16 protein-coding genes and 1 riboswitch are annotated in these 15,859 nt (G+C 68.5%); of the genes, 8 read left to right on the top strand and 8 right to left on the bottom strand.

Translation table 11 applies throughout. The features are described 5' to 3' along the window. Positions 1-5: 5 nt before the first annotated feature. Together AC5RWD_RS04035 and AC5RWD_RS04030 are read right to left on the bottom strand one after the other, a co-directional pair. Positions 6-1,676 (bottom strand): DEAD/DEAH box helicase, encoded by a 1,671-nt coding sequence (locus AC5RWD_RS04035; protein WP_494018806.1) that lies wholly within the window; start codon positions 1,674-1,676, stop codon positions 6-8. A gap of 302 nt (positions 1,677-1,978) precedes the next feature. Further along, positions 1,979-3,502, bottom strand: a complete 1,524-nt coding sequence (locus AC5RWD_RS04030; protein WP_494018805.1) for an RNB domain-containing ribonuclease — start codon at positions 3,500-3,502, stop codon at positions 1,979-1,981. A gap of 41 nt (positions 3,503-3,543) precedes the next feature. On the opposite strand from AC5RWD_RS04030, the gene AC5RWD_RS04025 reads away from it, so the two are divergent. Beyond that, positions 3,544-4,230, top strand: coding sequence for a ferritin-like fold-containing protein (locus AC5RWD_RS04025; protein WP_494018804.1), 687 nt, complete (start codon positions 3,544-3,546; stop codon positions 4,228-4,230). 28 nt (positions 4,231-4,258) lie between these two features. On the opposite strand, the gene thiE is transcribed toward AC5RWD_RS04025, so the two are convergent. Further along, positions 4,259-4,960: a thiamine phosphate synthase gene (thiE, locus tag AC5RWD_RS04020; RefSeq protein ID WP_494018803.1), complete on the bottom strand. Its 702-nt coding sequence runs from the start codon at positions 4,958-4,960 to the stop codon at positions 4,259-4,261. Positions 4,961-4,987: 27 nt separating this feature from the next. Next, positions 4,988-5,109: riboswitch (TPP riboswitch) on the top strand. On the opposite strand from thiE, the gene thiO reads away from it, so the two are divergent. From thiO to AC5RWD_RS04000, 4 genes are all read left to right on the top strand, one after another. Further along, positions 5,102-6,361: a glycine oxidase ThiO gene (gene thiO / locus AC5RWD_RS04015; RefSeq protein WP_494018802.1), complete on the top strand. Its 1,260-nt coding sequence runs from the start codon at positions 5,102-5,104 to the stop codon at positions 6,359-6,361. (Overlaps the previous riboswitch by 8 nt.) A 94-nt stretch (positions 6,362-6,455) precedes the next feature. Next, positions 6,456-6,692 carry a sulfur carrier protein ThiS gene (gene thiS / locus AC5RWD_RS04010; RefSeq protein ID WP_003805112.1) on the top strand — a complete coding sequence of 79 codons (237 nt, stop codon included), beginning with the start codon at positions 6,456-6,458 and terminating at the stop codon, positions 6,690-6,692. Between the two features lie 5 nt (positions 6,693-6,697). After that, entirely contained in the window at positions 6,698-7,492 is a 795-nt protein-coding gene (locus AC5RWD_RS04005; RefSeq protein ID WP_494018801.1) for a thiazole synthase, read from the top strand. A gap of 62 nt (positions 7,493-7,554) precedes the next feature. Further along, entirely contained in the window at positions 7,555-8,229 is a 675-nt protein-coding gene (locus AC5RWD_RS04000) for a 4a-hydroxytetrahydrobiopterin dehydratase (protein ID WP_494018800.1), read from the top strand. A 52-nt stretch (positions 8,230-8,281) separates the two neighbouring features. Here AC5RWD_RS04000 and AC5RWD_RS03995 read toward each other — a convergent pair whose 3' ends face one another. Genes AC5RWD_RS03995 through AC5RWD_RS03985 form a run of 3 tightly spaced genes read right to left on the bottom strand, consistent with a single transcriptional unit; the run spans position 8,282 to position 9,542 of the window. Further along, the gene (locus AC5RWD_RS03995; protein ID WP_494018799.1) at positions 8,282-8,584 is read right to left on the bottom strand and encodes a hypothetical protein; all 303 of its coding nucleotides are present in this window, start codon (positions 8,582-8,584) and stop codon (positions 8,282-8,284) included. 8 nt (positions 8,585-8,592) lie between these two features. Beyond that, the gene (locus AC5RWD_RS03990) at positions 8,593-8,817 is read right to left on the bottom strand and encodes a DUF3107 domain-containing protein (RefSeq protein ID WP_076801574.1); all 225 of its coding nucleotides are present in this window, start codon (positions 8,815-8,817) and stop codon (positions 8,593-8,595) included. Positions 8,818-8,873: 56 nt separating this feature from the next. Then, positions 8,874-9,542 carry a TetR/AcrR family transcriptional regulator gene (locus AC5RWD_RS03985; protein WP_494018798.1) on the bottom strand — a complete coding sequence of 223 codons (669 nt, stop codon included), beginning with the start codon at positions 9,540-9,542 and terminating at the stop codon, positions 8,874-8,876. Between the two features lie 84 nt (positions 9,543-9,626). On the opposite strand from AC5RWD_RS03985, the gene moeB reads away from it, so the two are divergent. Further along, positions 9,627-10,826 (top strand): molybdopterin-synthase adenylyltransferase MoeB, encoded by a 1,200-nt coding sequence (gene moeB / locus AC5RWD_RS03980; RefSeq protein WP_494018797.1) that lies wholly within the window; start codon positions 9,627-9,629, stop codon positions 10,824-10,826. A 120-nt stretch (positions 10,827-10,946) separates the two neighbouring features. Here the strand turns inward: moeB and AC5RWD_RS03975 are convergent, their stop codons facing one another. Beyond that, positions 10,947-11,630 (bottom strand): hypothetical protein, encoded by a 684-nt coding sequence (locus tag AC5RWD_RS03975; RefSeq protein ID WP_494018796.1) that lies wholly within the window; start codon positions 11,628-11,630, stop codon positions 10,947-10,949. Positions 11,631-11,725: 95 nt separating this feature from the next. After that, the gene (locus AC5RWD_RS03970) at positions 11,726-13,093 is read right to left on the bottom strand and encodes a glutamyl-tRNA reductase (protein WP_494018795.1); all 1,368 of its coding nucleotides are present in this window, start codon (positions 13,091-13,093) and stop codon (positions 11,726-11,728) included. A 158-nt stretch (positions 13,094-13,251) separates the two neighbouring features. On the opposite strand from AC5RWD_RS03970, the gene hemE reads away from it, so the two are divergent. Continuing rightward, a complete protein-coding gene (gene hemE, locus AC5RWD_RS03965) occupies positions 13,252-14,346 on the top strand; it encodes a uroporphyrinogen decarboxylase (protein ID WP_494018794.1) in 1,095 nt (364 codons plus the stop codon). Between the two features lie 5 nt (positions 14,347-14,351). Further along, on the top strand, positions 14,352-15,836 hold the full coding sequence (hemG, locus tag AC5RWD_RS03960) for a protoporphyrinogen oxidase (protein ID WP_494018793.1): 1,485 nt from the start codon (positions 14,352-14,354) through the stop codon (positions 15,834-15,836). The last annotated feature ends 23 nt before the right edge of the window (positions 15,837-15,859 follow it).

The raw sequence follows: 15,859 nt of genomic DNA, 5'->3' as shown, positions 1-15,859 counted from the left end.
TGAGGCTATGGGGCCTCGGTGCCCGGCTGTGAGCCGGTTGCTGCAGATTCACTGCTGGAGACCACTTCGCCGTTGCGGCGGCGCGTGCGGGTGCGGTTGCGGCGCGGGCGCGGCGGCTGCTCGCCGTCAACGGTGGCCGTTGCCGTGGCAGCGGGGCCGGTCCCGGCATCCGTGCCGGAGTCGGAAGAACGACGGCGGCGCTCGCCTGAACGGCTGCCTGCGTCACTGCCGCGGCGGCTGCCTTCCCTGCTGCCGGAACGGCTGGCGTCGCGGCCGCCGGAGCGGCTGTTCTTCTTGCCGGTCTCGCCCAGGTCCTCCAGGACCTCGGCGTCCACGCCGGCGAGGGTGCGCTTGCTGCGCGGCAGCCGGCCCTTGGTCCCTTCCGGGATGTCCAGGTCGTCGTACAGGTGCGGTGACGAGGAGTACGTTTCGACCGGCTCCGGAACGCTCAGGCCCAGCGCCTTGTTGATGAGTCCCCAGCGCGGCATGTCGTCCCAGTCAACAAAGGTCACGGCGGTGCCCTTATTGCCGGCGCGGCCGGTGCGGCCCACGCGGTGCAGGTAGATCTTCTCGTCCTCGACGCACTGGTAATTGATGACGTGCGTGACGTCGTCGACGTCGATGCCGCGGGCGGCGACGTCGGTGGCCACCAGGACATCCACCTTATTGTTGCGGAACGCGCGGAGGGCCTGCTCGCGGGCGCCCTGGCCCAGGTCGCCGTGGATGGCGGCGGCGGCAAAGCCGCGGTCGACGAGTTCCTCGGCAACCTTGGCGGCCGTGCGCTTGGTCTTGGTGAAGATGATGGTGCGGCCGCGGCCGCGGGCCTGCAGGATGCGGGCAACCACCTCGGTCTTGTCCATGCTGTGGGCACGGTAGATGAGCTGGCGGATGTCACGCTTGGTGAGGCCTTCGTCATCCGGGTCGGCGGCGCGGATGTGGGTGGGCTGCGTCATGTACCGGCGGGCCATCGCGATGACCGGCCCGGGCATGGTGGCGGAGAACAGGAGGGTCTGGCGGACTGCCGGCGTGCCGGCGATGAGGGTTTCGACGTCGGGCAGGAAGCCGAGGTCCAGCATCTCGTCGGCCTCATCTAGGACCACGATCTTCACATTCTTCAGCACGAGGTGCTTCTGCTTGTAGAGGTCGATGAGGCGGCCGGGGGTGCCGACAACCACTTCCACGCCCTTCTGCAGCGCCTCGATCTGCGGCTCGTACGCGCGGCCGCCGTAGATCGTGGCGATGCGGGCGTTGCGCTTGCGTGATGCGGTCTGCAGGTCGTTGGCCACCTGGACGGCGAGTTCGCGGGTCGGCACGATCACCATCGCCTGCGGCGCGCCGGGGGCAGGCAGCTTGCCGAAGCCCGGGTCATCCTGGCCCACCACGCGCTGCAGTGCGGGTATGCCGAAGCCGAGGGTCTTGCCGGTGCCGGTCTTGGCCTGGCCGATGATGTCGTGGCCGGACAGCGCCACGGGCAGGGTCATCGCCTGGATGGGGAAGGGGTGGGTGATGCCAGCGTCGGCGAGGGACTCGACGATGTCCGCGCGTACGTTGTAGTCCGCGAAGGACTTTTCGGCTATTTCGTGCGGCTTCTCGTCCGAGATGATGGTCTCTTCCGGCTCGATGGTCTCGGTGCCGGTGTCATCGGAGAGAAGCTGGTGGGTATGCAATTCACTCACAGGGGAGTTTCCTTATTCATTTAGGCGTTGGCGCCGCCTGCTCAACGGGGCGGGCACGGGGGCCGTTCCGGAGCACGCTCAGGCGCGCAAGCAATTCCAGTGGAAGCCGATCGCGGGCTATCTAATTGCCGGCACTGGGGACCGGCGGGTGTGACTCAAGATCGCGTAGGGGCGGGCTTGTTGAATTCAAATCAAGGAAATCAACGACCGGGCATCCATTACTACCCACCCAGTCTACTGGCAAACCCGTGAATTCCTTGACTCGCGCCGCCGCGGTGGCCCGTGGTGCGCGGAGGAGCGGATCAGTCGACGAGTTCGAGGCGGATCTCCCTGGTGGTGATATCCGAGGAGAGGAGCCGGACGCGGACCCTGGTGCCGGGCTCCATTTCGCCCTCACATCTGGCCGTCACGGCCGGTTCGGCGATCTGGACCACGCCAGAGGGGCCCGAACCGTTGGCTCCCTTGCCGTTCAGGCCTTTACCGCTGCTGTTATTCCCGTTTCCGTTGCCTGCGCCGTTCCCGTAGCCGTTTTTGGCCGGCTTCGACCCGGAGATCACCACGGCATCGAACTCCTGTCCGATGTGGTTGATCAGCAGCGCGGCTTCCACGGTGTCCAGGGCGAGGCGTTCCATCCTTGCCGCCAGCTGGTCCGAATACGCCATGATTTCGGGCAGCGAGGGGAGCGCCTCCCGGGCCCAGGCCGGCACCGGCCGGTCGTTGCTCAATGCCTCACAGATGACCAGGACAAACCGGTCCACGAGCCGGCGCAGCGGTGCAGTGGTGTGGGCGTACGCCGTGCCGATGGCTGACTGGACGGCGTCCTCCGGGACGGTGCCGTCGAAATGCGTGTACGCGGCGCCACGGAAGAGCATGCCGGCCGAATGGAGGATGGCCAATTGCCCGTGGTCGGTGGGATCCAGGGTGCGCAGGTACTCGCCGTAGCTTTCCTGCCCGTCCCACGGCTTGCCCAGCGCGGCTGTTTGGCGCTTGAAATGGCTGAGCGAGCGTTCATCCGGGGCAGGCATGGTGCGCAGGATCCCCACCTTGCCTTTGAGCATCAGCGAAGCGGCGGCCATCCCGGTCATGAGCGAAATCTGGGCGTTCCAGTCCTCCACCGGAAGCTGGGGGACCGCCACAATCTGGTAGCCGCCGTCGGGAAGCTGGACAATCTCCTGCTCCGGCATGTTCAGGCTGGCCCCACCGCGGGCCCGTTCCAGGTCAACGCGCTTGCGCCCCACCTCGCGCAACAGCTGCAGCATCGGAGGGGCTGTGCCGGCATCCAGGTCTGCCTGGACACCCCTGTAGTTGAGCTTGGCCCGGCTGCGCACGGCGGCCCGGCGCACCACCACGGATGCCACCTCGGCGGCGGCGTCGAGCTCGAACTCCCAGACGAAGGCGGAGCACAGCTGTCCGGCCAGCAGGCTGCCGGCGTTCTCGCTGATCACCTCCGGATGCAGCGGTATCCGGCCGTCCGGCGCGTAGAACGTCTGCCCGCGGCGGCGGGTCTCGGCGTCGAGCGCGCCGCCTGGCTGCACGAAGGACGGAACGTCGGCTATCGCGTAAAGGATCCGGTAGCCCTCGCCGCGGCGTTCGATGAACAGTGCCTGGTCCAGGTCGGTGGACGACGGCGGATCGATGGTCAGGAAGTCCACTCCGGTCAGGTCCAGGTCCGGAAACTGCCGGTCCGCCACGGCGGCTTCGGCTTCCTTGAGCACATCCTCGGGGAACTCGCCCGGAAGCTCCAGTTCCGTCCGCAGCGCGCTCAGGGCGTCCGCGAGCGCGTTGGTCTGCTCGTGGACGCTGGGCGACAGACGATGATGTGACACGAAAATCAGGTTAGCCCGAATTGCGCCGTTAGTCTTGGATTATGGGCACATCCTCGGCTGACACCGCTCGCTACGACCGCTTCGTTGCAGACCTGTTCGGCGTGATGGCATACGGCGAATTGTCCGCGTTCGAACGGCTCTCCTCCGACGCCCGCTACTCACCCACGCTGCATGACCGGGCCGTGATTGGCAGGATCGCGGTCATTGAATTCCAGCACTACGAACTGGTGAGCGCCAAGCTGGCGGAGATGGGCGTCGACGTCGAAAATGCGATGCTGCCGTTCCAATCGGCCGTGGACCACTTCCACGAACGGACCCGTCCGGCCGACTGGTACGAATCCCTGATGAAGGCCTATGTGGTGGACACCGTCTCCGCCGATTTCTACCGCGCGGTGGCCCGGTTCGTGGACCCCGGAACGCGAGAGCTCATCCAGCAGATCCAGTCCTCGGAAGAAGCCACGGGCGTCCTCCGGGACCGGCTCAGGGGAGCGCTGGCTGACGACCCCCGGCTCGCGTCCAGGCTTGCGCTGTGGGGCCGCCGGCTCCTCGGCGAAGCGATCACGCAGGCCCAGCGCGTGGGCCACGAACACGCGTTTCTTAGCGAGCTGTTCGTCGAAGCGGAACCCGGCGCCACGGACGCCACCGCGCGCGAGTTGGTGCGGGGCATCACTGCCGAAGTCGCGGAAAACCACTCCCGGCGGATGGTCCAGCTGGGCCTGAGCGGGTAGCTCTCCGGTCTCCCCGGACCGGTCCCGCCTAGGAGACGGCTGCCGGCGCCGTTGCGTCGAGGGCGTCGAGCAGTTCCGCCGCGGCGGCTGCCGGGTCTGCCGCATCGGTGATGGCGCGGACCACGACGATCCGGGTGGCGCCGGCCGCCAGGACCTGCTCCACGTTGGTGCGGTCGATCCCGCCGATCGCGAACCAAGGCAGCAGCAGGCCGCCGACCCGTTCCTCGTCCGCTGTGCGGACCGCCTCCGCCGCGTAGCGGACCAGGTCGAGTCCGACGGCGGCGCGCCCGGGTTTGGTGGGGGTGGCCCACAGCGGACCCACGCAGAAATAGTCCAGGCCGCTGCGCCCGTGCGCGGCACCGATCGCGGCATCCACCTGGTCCGTGCTGTGGGTGGACAGTCCGATCACGGTGGAATCGTGCAGCAGCTTCCGGGCGGCGCGGAGCGGCAGGTCCTTCTGGCCGATGTGGAACACCGGCGCGCCGGCGATGGACGCGATGTCGGCGCGGTCGTTCACGGCCCAGAGCCGGCCGTGCCTGCGGGCGGCAGCGTGGACGGTTTCCAGCAGCTCCAGTTCCTCGGCCGCCTCGATGTTCTTGTCGCGCAACTGGATGATGTCCACGCCGCCGGCAAACGCCGCGTCCACAAAGTCTGCAAAGTCCCCGCGGTCCTTGCGGGCGTCGGTGCAGAGGTACAGGCGGGCGGCGGTGTGGGCAGAGTGCTGGGTCATGGCAACCACCTTAGTTCCTCTAAACTGGGCAGGTACCGCGGGAGCCCGTTACTGCTGTCATAAAAGGCGCAGGGCTGAGAGGGCGTCAGAGCCGACCGCTTGACCTGATCCGGTTAGTACCGGCGTAGGGAAGGAATTAGCGTGAACCCTGGAACAAGTGGCCCGGAATGTGCCACCCCAAGCCTTGAGGCAGATGTTGCCGTCATCGGCGGCGGCGTGGTGGGCCATGGCATCGCCTGGGAGGCGCGGCGCTCCGGCCGCTCGGTGCTGCTGATAGACGAGGCCCCCGGCAGCGGTGCAAGCTGGGCTGCGGCCGGCATGCTCGCCCCGGTCAGCGAACTGCACTACCAGGAGGAAGGGCTCCTGGAACTGATGCTGGAGTCCTCGGCCAGATGGCCGGAGTTTGCCGCCACCCTCACCGCCGGCGAAGACGCCGGGTATCTGACGACGCCGACCCTTGCAGTGGGTGTCGATCCTGCCGATCGCCGCGCCCTCATGGACCTGCGGGACGTGCAGCGGACCCACGGCCTGGACGTTGAACCGCTGACCATCCGCGAGGCACGGTCCCGGGAGCCGCTGCTCAGCCCCGGGATCTCCTGCGCGCTGGACATCCCGGCGGACCACCAGGTAGATCCGCGGAAGCTCATCCGGGCGATCGCTGCCGGCCTGGCCGGCCACGGCCAGAAGCTTGCGGCCGGAAAGGGCTACGCGGTGCAGGAGCACGCCGCCGGACTGCTCTGGGACGGCGGGCGGGTCTGCGGAGTCCGGCTGGCCGGCGGCCGGTCCGTCAGGGCAGCCGAGACGGTGGTGGCCAGCGGTCTCGCCGCAGCGCAGTTGCAGGACCTCCCGGAAGGCCTGCAGCTGCCGCTGCGCCCGGTCTACGGAGACATCCTCAGGCTCAGGGTTCCCGCGCACCTGCAGCCCCTGCTCACCGCCACAGTCCGCGGCATGGTGCGGGGCGTTCCGGTCTACATCGTGCCCCGCCAGGACGGGACCGTGGTGATTGGCGCCACCCAGCGCGAGGACGGGGTACCGGGCACCAGCGCAGGCGGCGTCTACCAGCTGCTGCGCGACGCACAGGCCCTGCTGCCGGCCGTCGCCGAGCTCGAGCTCCTTGAAGCCACCGCGCGGGCGCGGCCCGGCACACCGGACAACGCGCCGCTGCTCGGCCGGGTGCCGGACCGCGGGCAGGGGCAGGGGGCGGATGTGGCCGGCCTCATCGTCGCCACGGGCTTCTTCCGCCACGGCGTCCTGCTGACCCCGGCGGCCGCAGTGATCTGCCGCCAGCTCATGGACGGCGTTCCGGATCCGCGCTGGGCCGCGTTCCGGCCGGGCAGGTTTTCCGCCGGGACCGCGGAGCCGGTGGGAGCGGCCGCTTCCCTCAGCCCAGCTCCCGGCTGACCGCTGCCCCAACTCATTACCGCAATGAATGACCTTCCAGCAGCGGGCACTGCCACATGACCCGCGTCACATTTGACCCGAACAAGGAACCAGCATGAACATCACTCTGAACGGTATCGAACAGGAAGTAGGCGAGGGCGCCTCGGTCACCTCGCTCGTCAGCCAGGTCACGGGGCGCCGCCTGTCCGCCAACGGGCAGGCCGCCGACGGCCAGCGACTGGGTGTGGCGGTGGCGCGCAATGCAGCCGTCGTGCCGCGCAGCCAGTGGCACAGCACCGCCCTCGCCGAGGGCGATGAGATCGAACTAGTCACGGCAGTCCAAGGAGGATGAGCACGATGGCAGAAACACTGATTGAAACAGCAGACAGCCTTGTCATTGACGGGGTGGAGCTGACCTCGCGGCTCATCATGGGCACCGGAGGCGCACCGAGCCTGGACGGTCTCGGCTCAGCGCTGGTCGCGTCCGGCACCCAGCTGACCACCGTTGCGATGCGGCGTTATTCGCCTGCCGAAACTGGCTCACTCTTCCAGCTGCTGGTGGACCACAACATCCGCGTGCTCCCCAACACCGCCGGCTGCTTCACGGCACGGGAAGCCGTCATGACGGCTGAGCTGGCCCGTGAGGCGCTCGAGACCGACTGGGTCAAGCTCGAGGTCATCGCGGACGAGCACACGCTGCTGCCTGACGCCGTGGAGCTGGTGGACGCCACCGAGCAGCTGGTCAACCGCGGCTTCAAGGTTTTTGCCTACACCAACGACGACCCCGTCCTGGCGCTCCGGCTCGAAAACCTGGGAGCCTCGGCCGTCATGCCGCTGGGGGCGCCGATCGGCACGGGCCTGGGCATCCTCAATCCGCACAACATCGAGCTGATCGTGTCGAGGGCATCCGTTCCCGTGGTCCTGGACGCGGGGATCGGCACCGCCTCCGACGCTGCACTGGCCATGGAGCTGGGCTGCGACGCCGTGCTGCTGGCCACCGCGGTGACCCGCGCCCAGAACCCCGCGCTCATGGCCAAGGCCTTCAAACACGCCGTCATCGCCGGTAGGCTGGCCCGTGCGGCCGGGCGGATCCCGCGCCGTGAGCATGCCCTGGCGTCGTCGGCCATGGAGGGCCGGGCGGAGTTCCTCTAGTCCGGCCGCCTCTGCCGGCCCGGTGCTCGGCAGGCTCAACAGGTCCTGCCTAGGAGTGCGCCGTGGCCGCCAGGGACGACATCCTCACCCGACCCCAGATCGACGAAGCGCTAGCCGGGCTGCCCGACTGGCGCTACCGGCTGGGCGGCCTGGTCACCGTCTATAAGACGCCGACGGCGGCGGCCGCGCTGGAGCTGATTGCCGCCGTCGGGCGTTTGGCTGAGGAGACGGACCACCATCCGGACCTGGACTGGCGCTATAACCGGGTATTCATCCGGTTCAGTTCCCACGATGCCGGGGGCGAGGTGACCCCGCGGGACACCCGCGCCGCGGCCTCGGTCAGCGACGCCGCGTCGGAGGCAGGCGCCGAGGCCCAGCCCGGCCTGTACCGGTCGGTGGACATCGGCATCGACACGGCTGACGCGGCGGCGATTTCCGAGGTCTGGCGCGTCGCGCTCGGGTACCGGAAGGGCCGGTTCGGGGACCTCGTGGACCCGTACGGACGAGGTCCGGGCGTGTGGTTCCAGGAAACCCCCACCCCGGACGACAACCGCCTGCACCTGGACATTTACCGCTCGAAGGCCGAGTCGGCATCCGCCCTGGAGAAGACGGCGGCCACCGGGGCCTTAATGAACAGCGACCACGCACCCAAGTGGGTGGTGGTCACTGATGCCCAGGGAAACCGGCTCTGCCTGTGCACCGAGGAAGGCCAGGGGCCGGACCTGGCCGGATCCTGACACTGCAGGATCCGGCACTGGACGGATCCCGGCGTTGACGGTTTCGGGGCGGTTAGATTTTCAGCGCTGCCGTCAGCCGCTGGGTGTCCTGCTTGGCGCGGCTCCGGCCCAGATAGACCGCCACTGCCAGGGCGGCAGCCGTCCCGGCCACCATGGGAAGGACCCACGGAAGCCACGTCAGGCCCGGCCGGTAGCCAAGCCCCGCCCAGATGCAGATGATCCACGCCAGCATGCCCACCACCGCCGCGGTGCCGGCCGGCAGCAGGATGCCGTACTTGGTGTGGTGCCGGTCGTTGGCCCAGACGATGAAGCCGGCAGCAACAGTCACCAGGAGCACGATCACGAGGGACAGCACGGCTTGGCCTACAGTGCGCCGAAGCCGACCCGGCGCACTTCCTCTGCGCCGATTTCGACGTAGCCAAGGACATTGGCCGGGACGATGATCTGACGGCCCTTTTCGTCGTTCAGGCGCAGCTCGCTGCCCTTGGCGATGGCCTCGGCCACGACCTTGGCCACAGCGTCAGCATCCTGAGCCGATTCCAGCACAATTTCGCGGCCGACGTTCTGAATGCCGATCTTTACTTCCACAGCAAGGCCTCCCAGCCAGTCAAGGTTGAAATTTCAAAGGTAGTTTCAGTTGTAGTCTAGGTCTCTTTGGGGAAGCGAGAGATTCCGCGCCAAGCTAAACGGTAAATCAGGTCGCTGGCCACATCCAGGTCGAGGTTCCCGTCCGTTTCCAGCCAGTACCGTGCGCTGACCTGGGCCATGCCCGCAAGTCCGCGCCCCAGCAGCTGGGCCTCCAGCAGGGGCAGCTTGGTGTCCTCCGCGATGACCTGCGCAATGGCGTTGGCGAACGTCTTGTTGAATGTCTCCAGGCGCGAGCTGACGTCGGCGTCGTTGATCAGGTCGGACTCAAAGACCAGCCGGTGCGCCTGGTCGTCGCTGTCGATGAAGCGGTAGTAGGCGCGCATGACGGCCTGCACGCGCTCCTTGTTGTCCGAGGTGGAGTTCAGGGCGCCCAGCATGAGCTCGGTCAGCGCCTCGAGGTGGCTGTCCAGCAGGGCAAGGTACAGCTCCCGCTTCGACGGGAAGTGCTGGTAGAGCACCGGCTTGCTGACGTGGGCCGTTTCCGCGATCTCGTCCATGGCGGCCCCGTGGTAGCCGTTGGCGACGAAAACCTCCTGGGCTGCGGCCAGCAGCTGGGCCCGGCGCTCGTCGCGCGGCAGCCTGGCGGAGCGCTGTCCGGGGGCGCGGGCCGGGCCGGCATTGGATTGCGCGGCCTGAGTTCGATCAACCGGTGCATGATGAACCACTGTTGGCCTTCTTTCCTTTGCAGTTAACTTCACTTTACCCGGGGGTAATATGACCGCGCGGTATCTTCAGGCATACATTGAAGTATGGCTTCTCCGTCCACGGCAAATACAGTCCGCACGCTCCCGGGCCCCCTCGTCGATCCCGCGCCCGGGCTTTCCACCGAAGAGGTGGAGCGGTATTCCAGGCACCTCATCATTCCCGAAATCGGCGCGCTCGGCCAAAGGCGGCTGAAGAACGCGCGCGTGCTGGTCATCGGCGCGGGTGGCCTGGGTGCGCCGGCGCTGCTTTACCTCGCCGCGGCGGGCGTGGGCACCCTCGGGATCATCGACGACGACGCCGTGGACCTGAGCAACCTGCAGCGGCAGATCATTCACGGCGTCAGCGACGTTGGCCGTCCCAAGATCGAATCCGCCCGGGACGCCATCGCGGAACTGAATCCGCTGGTGGAGGTCCGCCTGCACAACGTCAGGCTCGATGCGTCCAACGCCCTGGAGCTGTTCGCCGGCTACGACCTCATCCTGGACGGGGCGGACAACTTCGCCACGCGCTACCTGGTCAACGACGCCGCCGCCATCCTCGGCAAGCCGTACGTGTGGGGATCGATCTTCCGCTTCGACGGCCAGGTCAGCGTGTTCTGGGAGCAGCACGGCCCCACCTACCGGGACCTCTACCCGGAGGCCCCGCCTGCCGGCTCCGTGCCGTCGTGCGGTGAAGGCGGCGTGTTCGGGATGCTGTGCGCGGCTGTGGGGTCGCTCATGGTGACGGAGGCCGTCAAGCTGATCACCGGCGTCGGACGTTCCCTCCTGGGCCGGGTGGCGCTGTACGACGCCCTGGGCGGCAGCTGGCGCGAGATCAGGGTATCCAAAGACCCCGATGCCCCGCGGATCACGGAACTCACCGACTACGAGGCCTTCTGCGGCGTCGCCCCGGCGGAAACAACCGACACCGAGCACACCGTGACTGCTACGCAGCTGGCAACAATGCTGGCCTCGCGGCAGGCAGGGCTGAAGGACTTCGAGCTTGTGGACGTGCGTGAGGCGGGGGAGTACGACATTGTCCGGATCGATGGCTCCGTGCTGATCCCGCAGGGGCGCATCCTGTCCGGCGAGGCCTGGGGCGAGCTGCCGCAGGACAAGGACATCGTGTTCCACTGCAAGGCCGGGACACGGTCGGCAGCCGTGCTGGCCGCGGCCCGGAAGGCCGGCTACCAGCGCGTCAGTCATCTCGACGGCGGCATCCTCGCCTGGGTGCGGGACGTGGAGCCGCAGAAACCCGTCTACTGAGCCCCGCAGCGCTGCCGGGTATCCGGGACCTTGCCGGTGATCCAGTCCAGCAGGTCCACGGAAGAAGCTGGCCCACTGGCACGGGAAGGTAGCCGTCATTGATGTGAAGGTCCAGGGGACTCATGAGGGGACTGTGGCAACGGTGAGGAGCGGCAGGGCGAGGGCCTGGGCGGTGTCATCCAGGCCGGTGTACTCGATCTCCATGGCGACGGAATCGTGCGGAGCGAGGTAGCTGATCCAGACGCGCTCGGTGGCGCCGGCGGCGATCGTGCCCGGGCCGCGGTCGGCGTCCTGCGGTGCCACGGTGATGCCGGACGGCAGCAGCTTGAGGCGCAGCTGGCCGGGGCTGAACAGGACCGGCTCGGGGCGGACATTGGTGAGCGCCACTTCGAGCACCACGACGTCGCCCCAGGTGAAGTTCCCGGGCTGCGGCCAGTCGGAGTCCAGAAGGGGGTCGCCGTGGTGGTCATCCACAGCGGTGCCCCGCCGGCTGGAAACGCGCTGCATTCCGGTCTTGCCTGCCGCGGTGGCCCTGCGCGTGCCGTCCGTGACCTGCGATATGGCCGAGGCGAGCGGTGTGGCAGCAGGCTGTCCCTGCGCATCAAGCCTGGCGAGGCGCCCGGCGTCGACGAGCGACAGCGTGCCGAACGCCGTGGAGACCCCCGCTCTGCCGCCGGGTCTGCTGCGGGAGACCACGCCGTAGGTCCCGCCGCCGGCCAGGAGGAGTGCTCCGCCTCCCACGATGAGTCCGAATTGCCGGCGGCTCAGGGGCGGAACGGCAGGTGCCGGTGACGAAAAGTTCATGGTAGCTCCCCAATATGGTGTTCACGGGCAGCTTCAATGCTGCGCGGGGAACCTATGGAAAGCTTGTGGGGACCGGTTTGTCAGAACATATGCCGTTAGGCGGTGTTCCTGCGTTCGCCGTTTTCCGGCAGGCTGGCGGCGCCCTGCGGGGGGCCCGCCGTGAGGCCGCTGTGGTCTACGGGGCACTCAGCCTTGGACGCGGCGGCCGGCTGCTCCACCGTGATGCCGTACAGGGTTTCCAGTGCTGCGACGTAGTCGTCTTGCTGGCCGTTGGACGCCAGCTCGCGGGCGCGGACGGTGGGGACGTGGAGCAGCTGCTTCACCATGCGGCGCAGCGCGAACTCCACCTCTTCGGCAGCGGCGGTACAGCCGTGGCGGGCCCGCACCTTTTCCATTTCCGCATCGAGCACGTTCATGGTGTGGCGGCGGAGGGCAACGATGGCCGAGTCCACGGACCGCGCTTCGCGCTCCTGCTCAAAAGCCTGGGCGGCGCCGGTAACCATGCTGCTGGCCTGGGCGAGCGATTCCGCCTGCTCCTGGGGTGCTGCGAGCCGCACGGACTCCAGCGTCAGCAGCTCCACGCCGTCGAGCTCGCCCACGGCGGGATCAAAATCGTGGGTGAGCGCCAGGTCGATGGCGATCAGCGGCTGCTGGGATCCGGCACGGACCTGGGCGAGCTCGGCGGCTTCCACCCTCGTGTCCGAGCCGCTGCAGCCGATCATGACGTCGGCGGCGGCCACGGCGGCGTGCAGGGTGTCGCCGTCGAGGGCGGTCCCGCCGCGGGTGGCCACGAAGGTGGCCGCGCGCCCTGATGACGAGAACACCGAGATGTCGCGGCAACCGCGTTCGCGAAGGAGGGCCATGGTGGCGCCGGCGTAGGCGCCGGTGCCGAACACCACGACCTTCTTCTTCGACCAGTCGGTCTCTTCAGAGAGGTCCATGGCGAGGTCCAGTGCCACCGAGACGATGGACAGGCCGCGGGAGCCGAGCGCTGTCTGCGCGCCGACGTCCTTGGCGGTCTTCGAAGCGGCCTGGAACAGACGGACCAGACCGGCGCTGGCCGTGCCCTCCTGCTGGGCGGTGATCAGGGCCCGGCGCACCTGCCCGGCAATTTCACGCTCGCCAACCACAGCGGAATCGAGTCCGGAGCTCACGGCGAAGAGGTGCTGGCTGACATCGGGGCCGGTGTGCGTGCTGAACGACCGGGACACGAGCTGCTCGCTCAGACCGCTGGTTTCGCTGATCTGGCCCACGAGGGCGGCGCGTGCGGCCTCCACGTCGTCGGCATGCGGCGCCTCGCCGTAGATTTCATAGCGGTTGCAGGTGGCAAGGACAACCGCACCCTTGACCGCCGGCGAACCGGCGAGGGCGGACGTGGCAATGCCAGAAGAACCGTTGCTCAGCTGAGCAACGGTTTCGAGGTCGATGTCGGCGTGTGTAGCCACCAATGAGAAAAGAACCACAGCAGGACAATCATAGCTTTTTCGCACCCGCGTAGAACAACCCTTCAAACGGATAGGCGGTGTCCGGGCCTGTGATTCCTGCCACGGCCGGATAGACCGGCCGCGGGATGACAGGCTGTCGTTATCTTTTGGGGGCGATTTTGGGCACAATCAAAGGCATGACTTCTAGCGCCCTAACACCCGCCGGTACCGGACTCGACGCAGGCCATCCGCTTCGCGACGGACGCACTGCAGACTCTCCGCTCATCACGGCGTACCGCGGCGGCAAGCCCAGCCGCCGCCCGGTGTGGTTCATGCGCCAGGCGGGGCGTTCCCTGCCGGAGTACCTGAAGGTCCGCGAGGGCGTTGCCATGCTGGACTCCTGCCTCCGGCCCGACCTTGCCTCCGAAATCACCCTGCAGCCGGTGCGCCGGCATGACGTGGACGCGGGCATCTTCTTCTCCGACATTGTCATTCCGCTTAAGCTTGCCGGCGTCGGGGTGGACATCGTGCCTGGTGTGGGGCCGGTCCTGGACCAGCCCGTGCGGACCGCCGCCGACGTCGCCGCCCTGCCCCGCCTCACCGAGGAGTCGCTGGAACCCATCCGGGAGGCCGTCCGGCTGACGGTGGATCAGCTCGGCAAGACCCCGCTCATCGGCTTCGCGGGCGCACCCTTCACGCTGGCCGCGTACATGGTGGAGGGCAGGCCCTCCCGCGACCACCTCGGTCCGCGCACCATGATGCACGCCGACCCCGAGACGTGGACGGCGCTGGCGAACTGGGCCGCCGACGCCTCCGGCCTGTTCCTGCGCGCCCAGCTGGAGGCTGGCGCGTCGGCCGGGCAGCTGTTTGATTCGTGGGCCGGGTCCCTGGGGCTGGCTGACTACACCCGCTTCGTCGCCGCGGCCTCGTCCCGCGCCCTGGACCACGTCCGCGACCTTGGCGCGCCGCTGGTCCACTTCGGCACGGGCACCTCCGAGCTTCTGGTGGCCATGCGCGACGTCGGTGTTGACGTCGTCGGCGTGGACTACCGGCTGCCGCTGGAGGAAGCCAACCGCAGGCTGGGCGGCACCGTCCCGCTGCAGGGCAACATCGATCCTGCACTGCTGTCGGCTCCGTGGGAGGTCCTTGAAGCGCACGTCCGCGAGGTCATCGCATCGGGCGCTGCCGCCCCCGGCCATGTGCTGAACCTCGGCCACGGCGTCCCCCCGGAAACGGACCCGGATGTCCTGACGCGCGTCGTCGAACTCATCCACTCCATCTCTCCGGAGTAAGGGCCGTGGCTGCGGGCAGTCATCCGGCTGCCGGACGCACGGCGCTGGTGGTCGGCGGCGGCATCTCCGGGCTCCTGGCTGCCCGCGAACTGGCACGGGCGGGGCTGAACACCACGGTGCTGGAAGCTTCAGACGCCTGGGGCGGCTGCGTGGGCCGCCACAACTTGGCCGGGCTGACCCTGGACAGCGGGGCCGAGTCGTTCGCCACCCGGTCCACCGCCGTGGCCGACCTGGCCGCTGAACTCGGGCTGGGCGGACACATCGTTGCCCCGCGCCCCGGCGGCGCCTGGGTGCAGTTGCCGGACGGTCCCCGCGAACTTCCCAAGACCGGCGTGCTGGGCATCCCGGCCAATCCCTGGGACCCGGAGGTCCGCCGCTCGCTCGGCCTGGGCGGCTCCCTGCGCGCCTCGCTGGACAAGCTGCTGCCCGCCTCCGTGGGAACCACCGCCGAGGTCTCCAGCGTCTCCGCGCTGGTGCGGGCACGGATGGGGCGCCGTGTCCTGGAACGGCTCGTGGAACCCGTGGTGGGCGGCGTGCATTCGGCTGACCCGGGCCTGCTCGACGTCGACATGGTGGCTCCCGGGCTGCGCGCGGGAATTACCCGGCACGGCTCACTGGCGGCGGCTGTGGCCGCCCAGCGCAAGGGAGCCGGGACACAGGCCACGACAACGCGGGGCGCGCCAACCCAGGGTAAACCGGCCAAGGCAGGCTCCGCCGTCGCCGGCCTGAAGGGCGGCATGCATACCCTCGTCACGGAGCTCGTGGCGGACCTGAGGGCACGCGGCGTGCAGCTGGTGCCGCGGACCGCGGCGACCGCCGTTGCGCGGACCCCTGATGGCTGGGGGATAACGGCGGGGGCTGACAGTTACAAGGCCGACACCTTGGTAGTCGCACTGGACGGCCCGTCGGCAGTACGGCTCCTCACGGCGGCGGTCCCTGCCCTGGCCGGGCGTGAACCCGGCCCCGGACCTGTGGTCAAGCTTGTGACACTTGTTGTTGATCTCCCCGCTTTGGACCGGCGGCCGCGTGGCACCGGAATCCTCGTGGCACCCCAAACCCAGGGAATCCAAGCGAAGGCCCTCACCCACGCCACCGGCAAATGGGAGTGGCTGGCGGAAGCGGCCGGACGCGGCAGGCACGTGCTGCGGCTTTCGTATGGACGCAGCGAAGGGGCATCAGGCGCCTCGGCGGCAGCTGTACCGGGACCGGAAGCGGCATCGGACGAGGAGCTCCTTGACATGGCTTTGCGGGATGCGTCAGCGCTGCTGACTGTTCCCGTCACGCGGGATGCGCTGGTGGACTGGGACGTTGTCAGCTGGGCCGGAGCATTGCCGTTTGCCGCGGTGGGGCACCGGCAGCGGGTGGCGGACGTCCGGCAGGTCTGCGCAGGCATCGACAGGCTGCTGATGGTCGGCGGCTGGCTGGCCGGCAACGGGCTCGCGGCAGTGGTGGCGGACACGAAAAAGCAACTCGCCGCTTTCCTGGCATAGCCCGTCAGGGAAGGTGTCGCGGG

This window comes from Arthrobacter sp. CMU6, assembly GCF_059090205.1.
This window is presented reverse-complemented; position numbering and strand designations above follow the sequence as displayed.

Excerpts from the sequence above, each read along its gene's own strand:
- AC5RWD_RS03975 (WP_494018796.1), bottom strand. The coding sequence starts at position 11,630 with ATGAACTTTTCGTCACCGGCACCTGCCGTTCCGCCCCTGAGCCGCCGG.
- hemE (WP_494018794.1), top strand. The coding sequence starts at position 13,252 with ATGACTTCTAGCGCCCTAACACCCGCCGGTACCGGACTCGACGCAGGC.
- moeB (WP_494018797.1), top strand. The coding sequence starts at position 9,627 with ATGGCTTCTCCGTCCACGGCAAATACAGTCCGCACGCTCCCGGGCCCC.
- thiS (WP_003805112.1), top strand. The coding sequence starts at position 6,456 with ATGAACATCACTCTGAACGGTATCGAACAGGAAGTAGGCGAGGGCGCC.
- AC5RWD_RS04005 (WP_494018801.1), top strand. The coding sequence starts at position 6,698 with ATGGCAGAAACACTGATTGAAACAGCAGACAGCCTTGTCATTGACGGG.
- AC5RWD_RS04025 (WP_494018804.1), top strand. The coding sequence starts at position 3,544 with ATGGGCACATCCTCGGCTGACACCGCTCGCTACGACCGCTTCGTTGCA.
- thiE (WP_494018803.1), bottom strand. The coding sequence starts at position 4,960 with ATGACCCAGCACTCTGCCCACACCGCCGCCCGCCTGTACCTCTGCACC.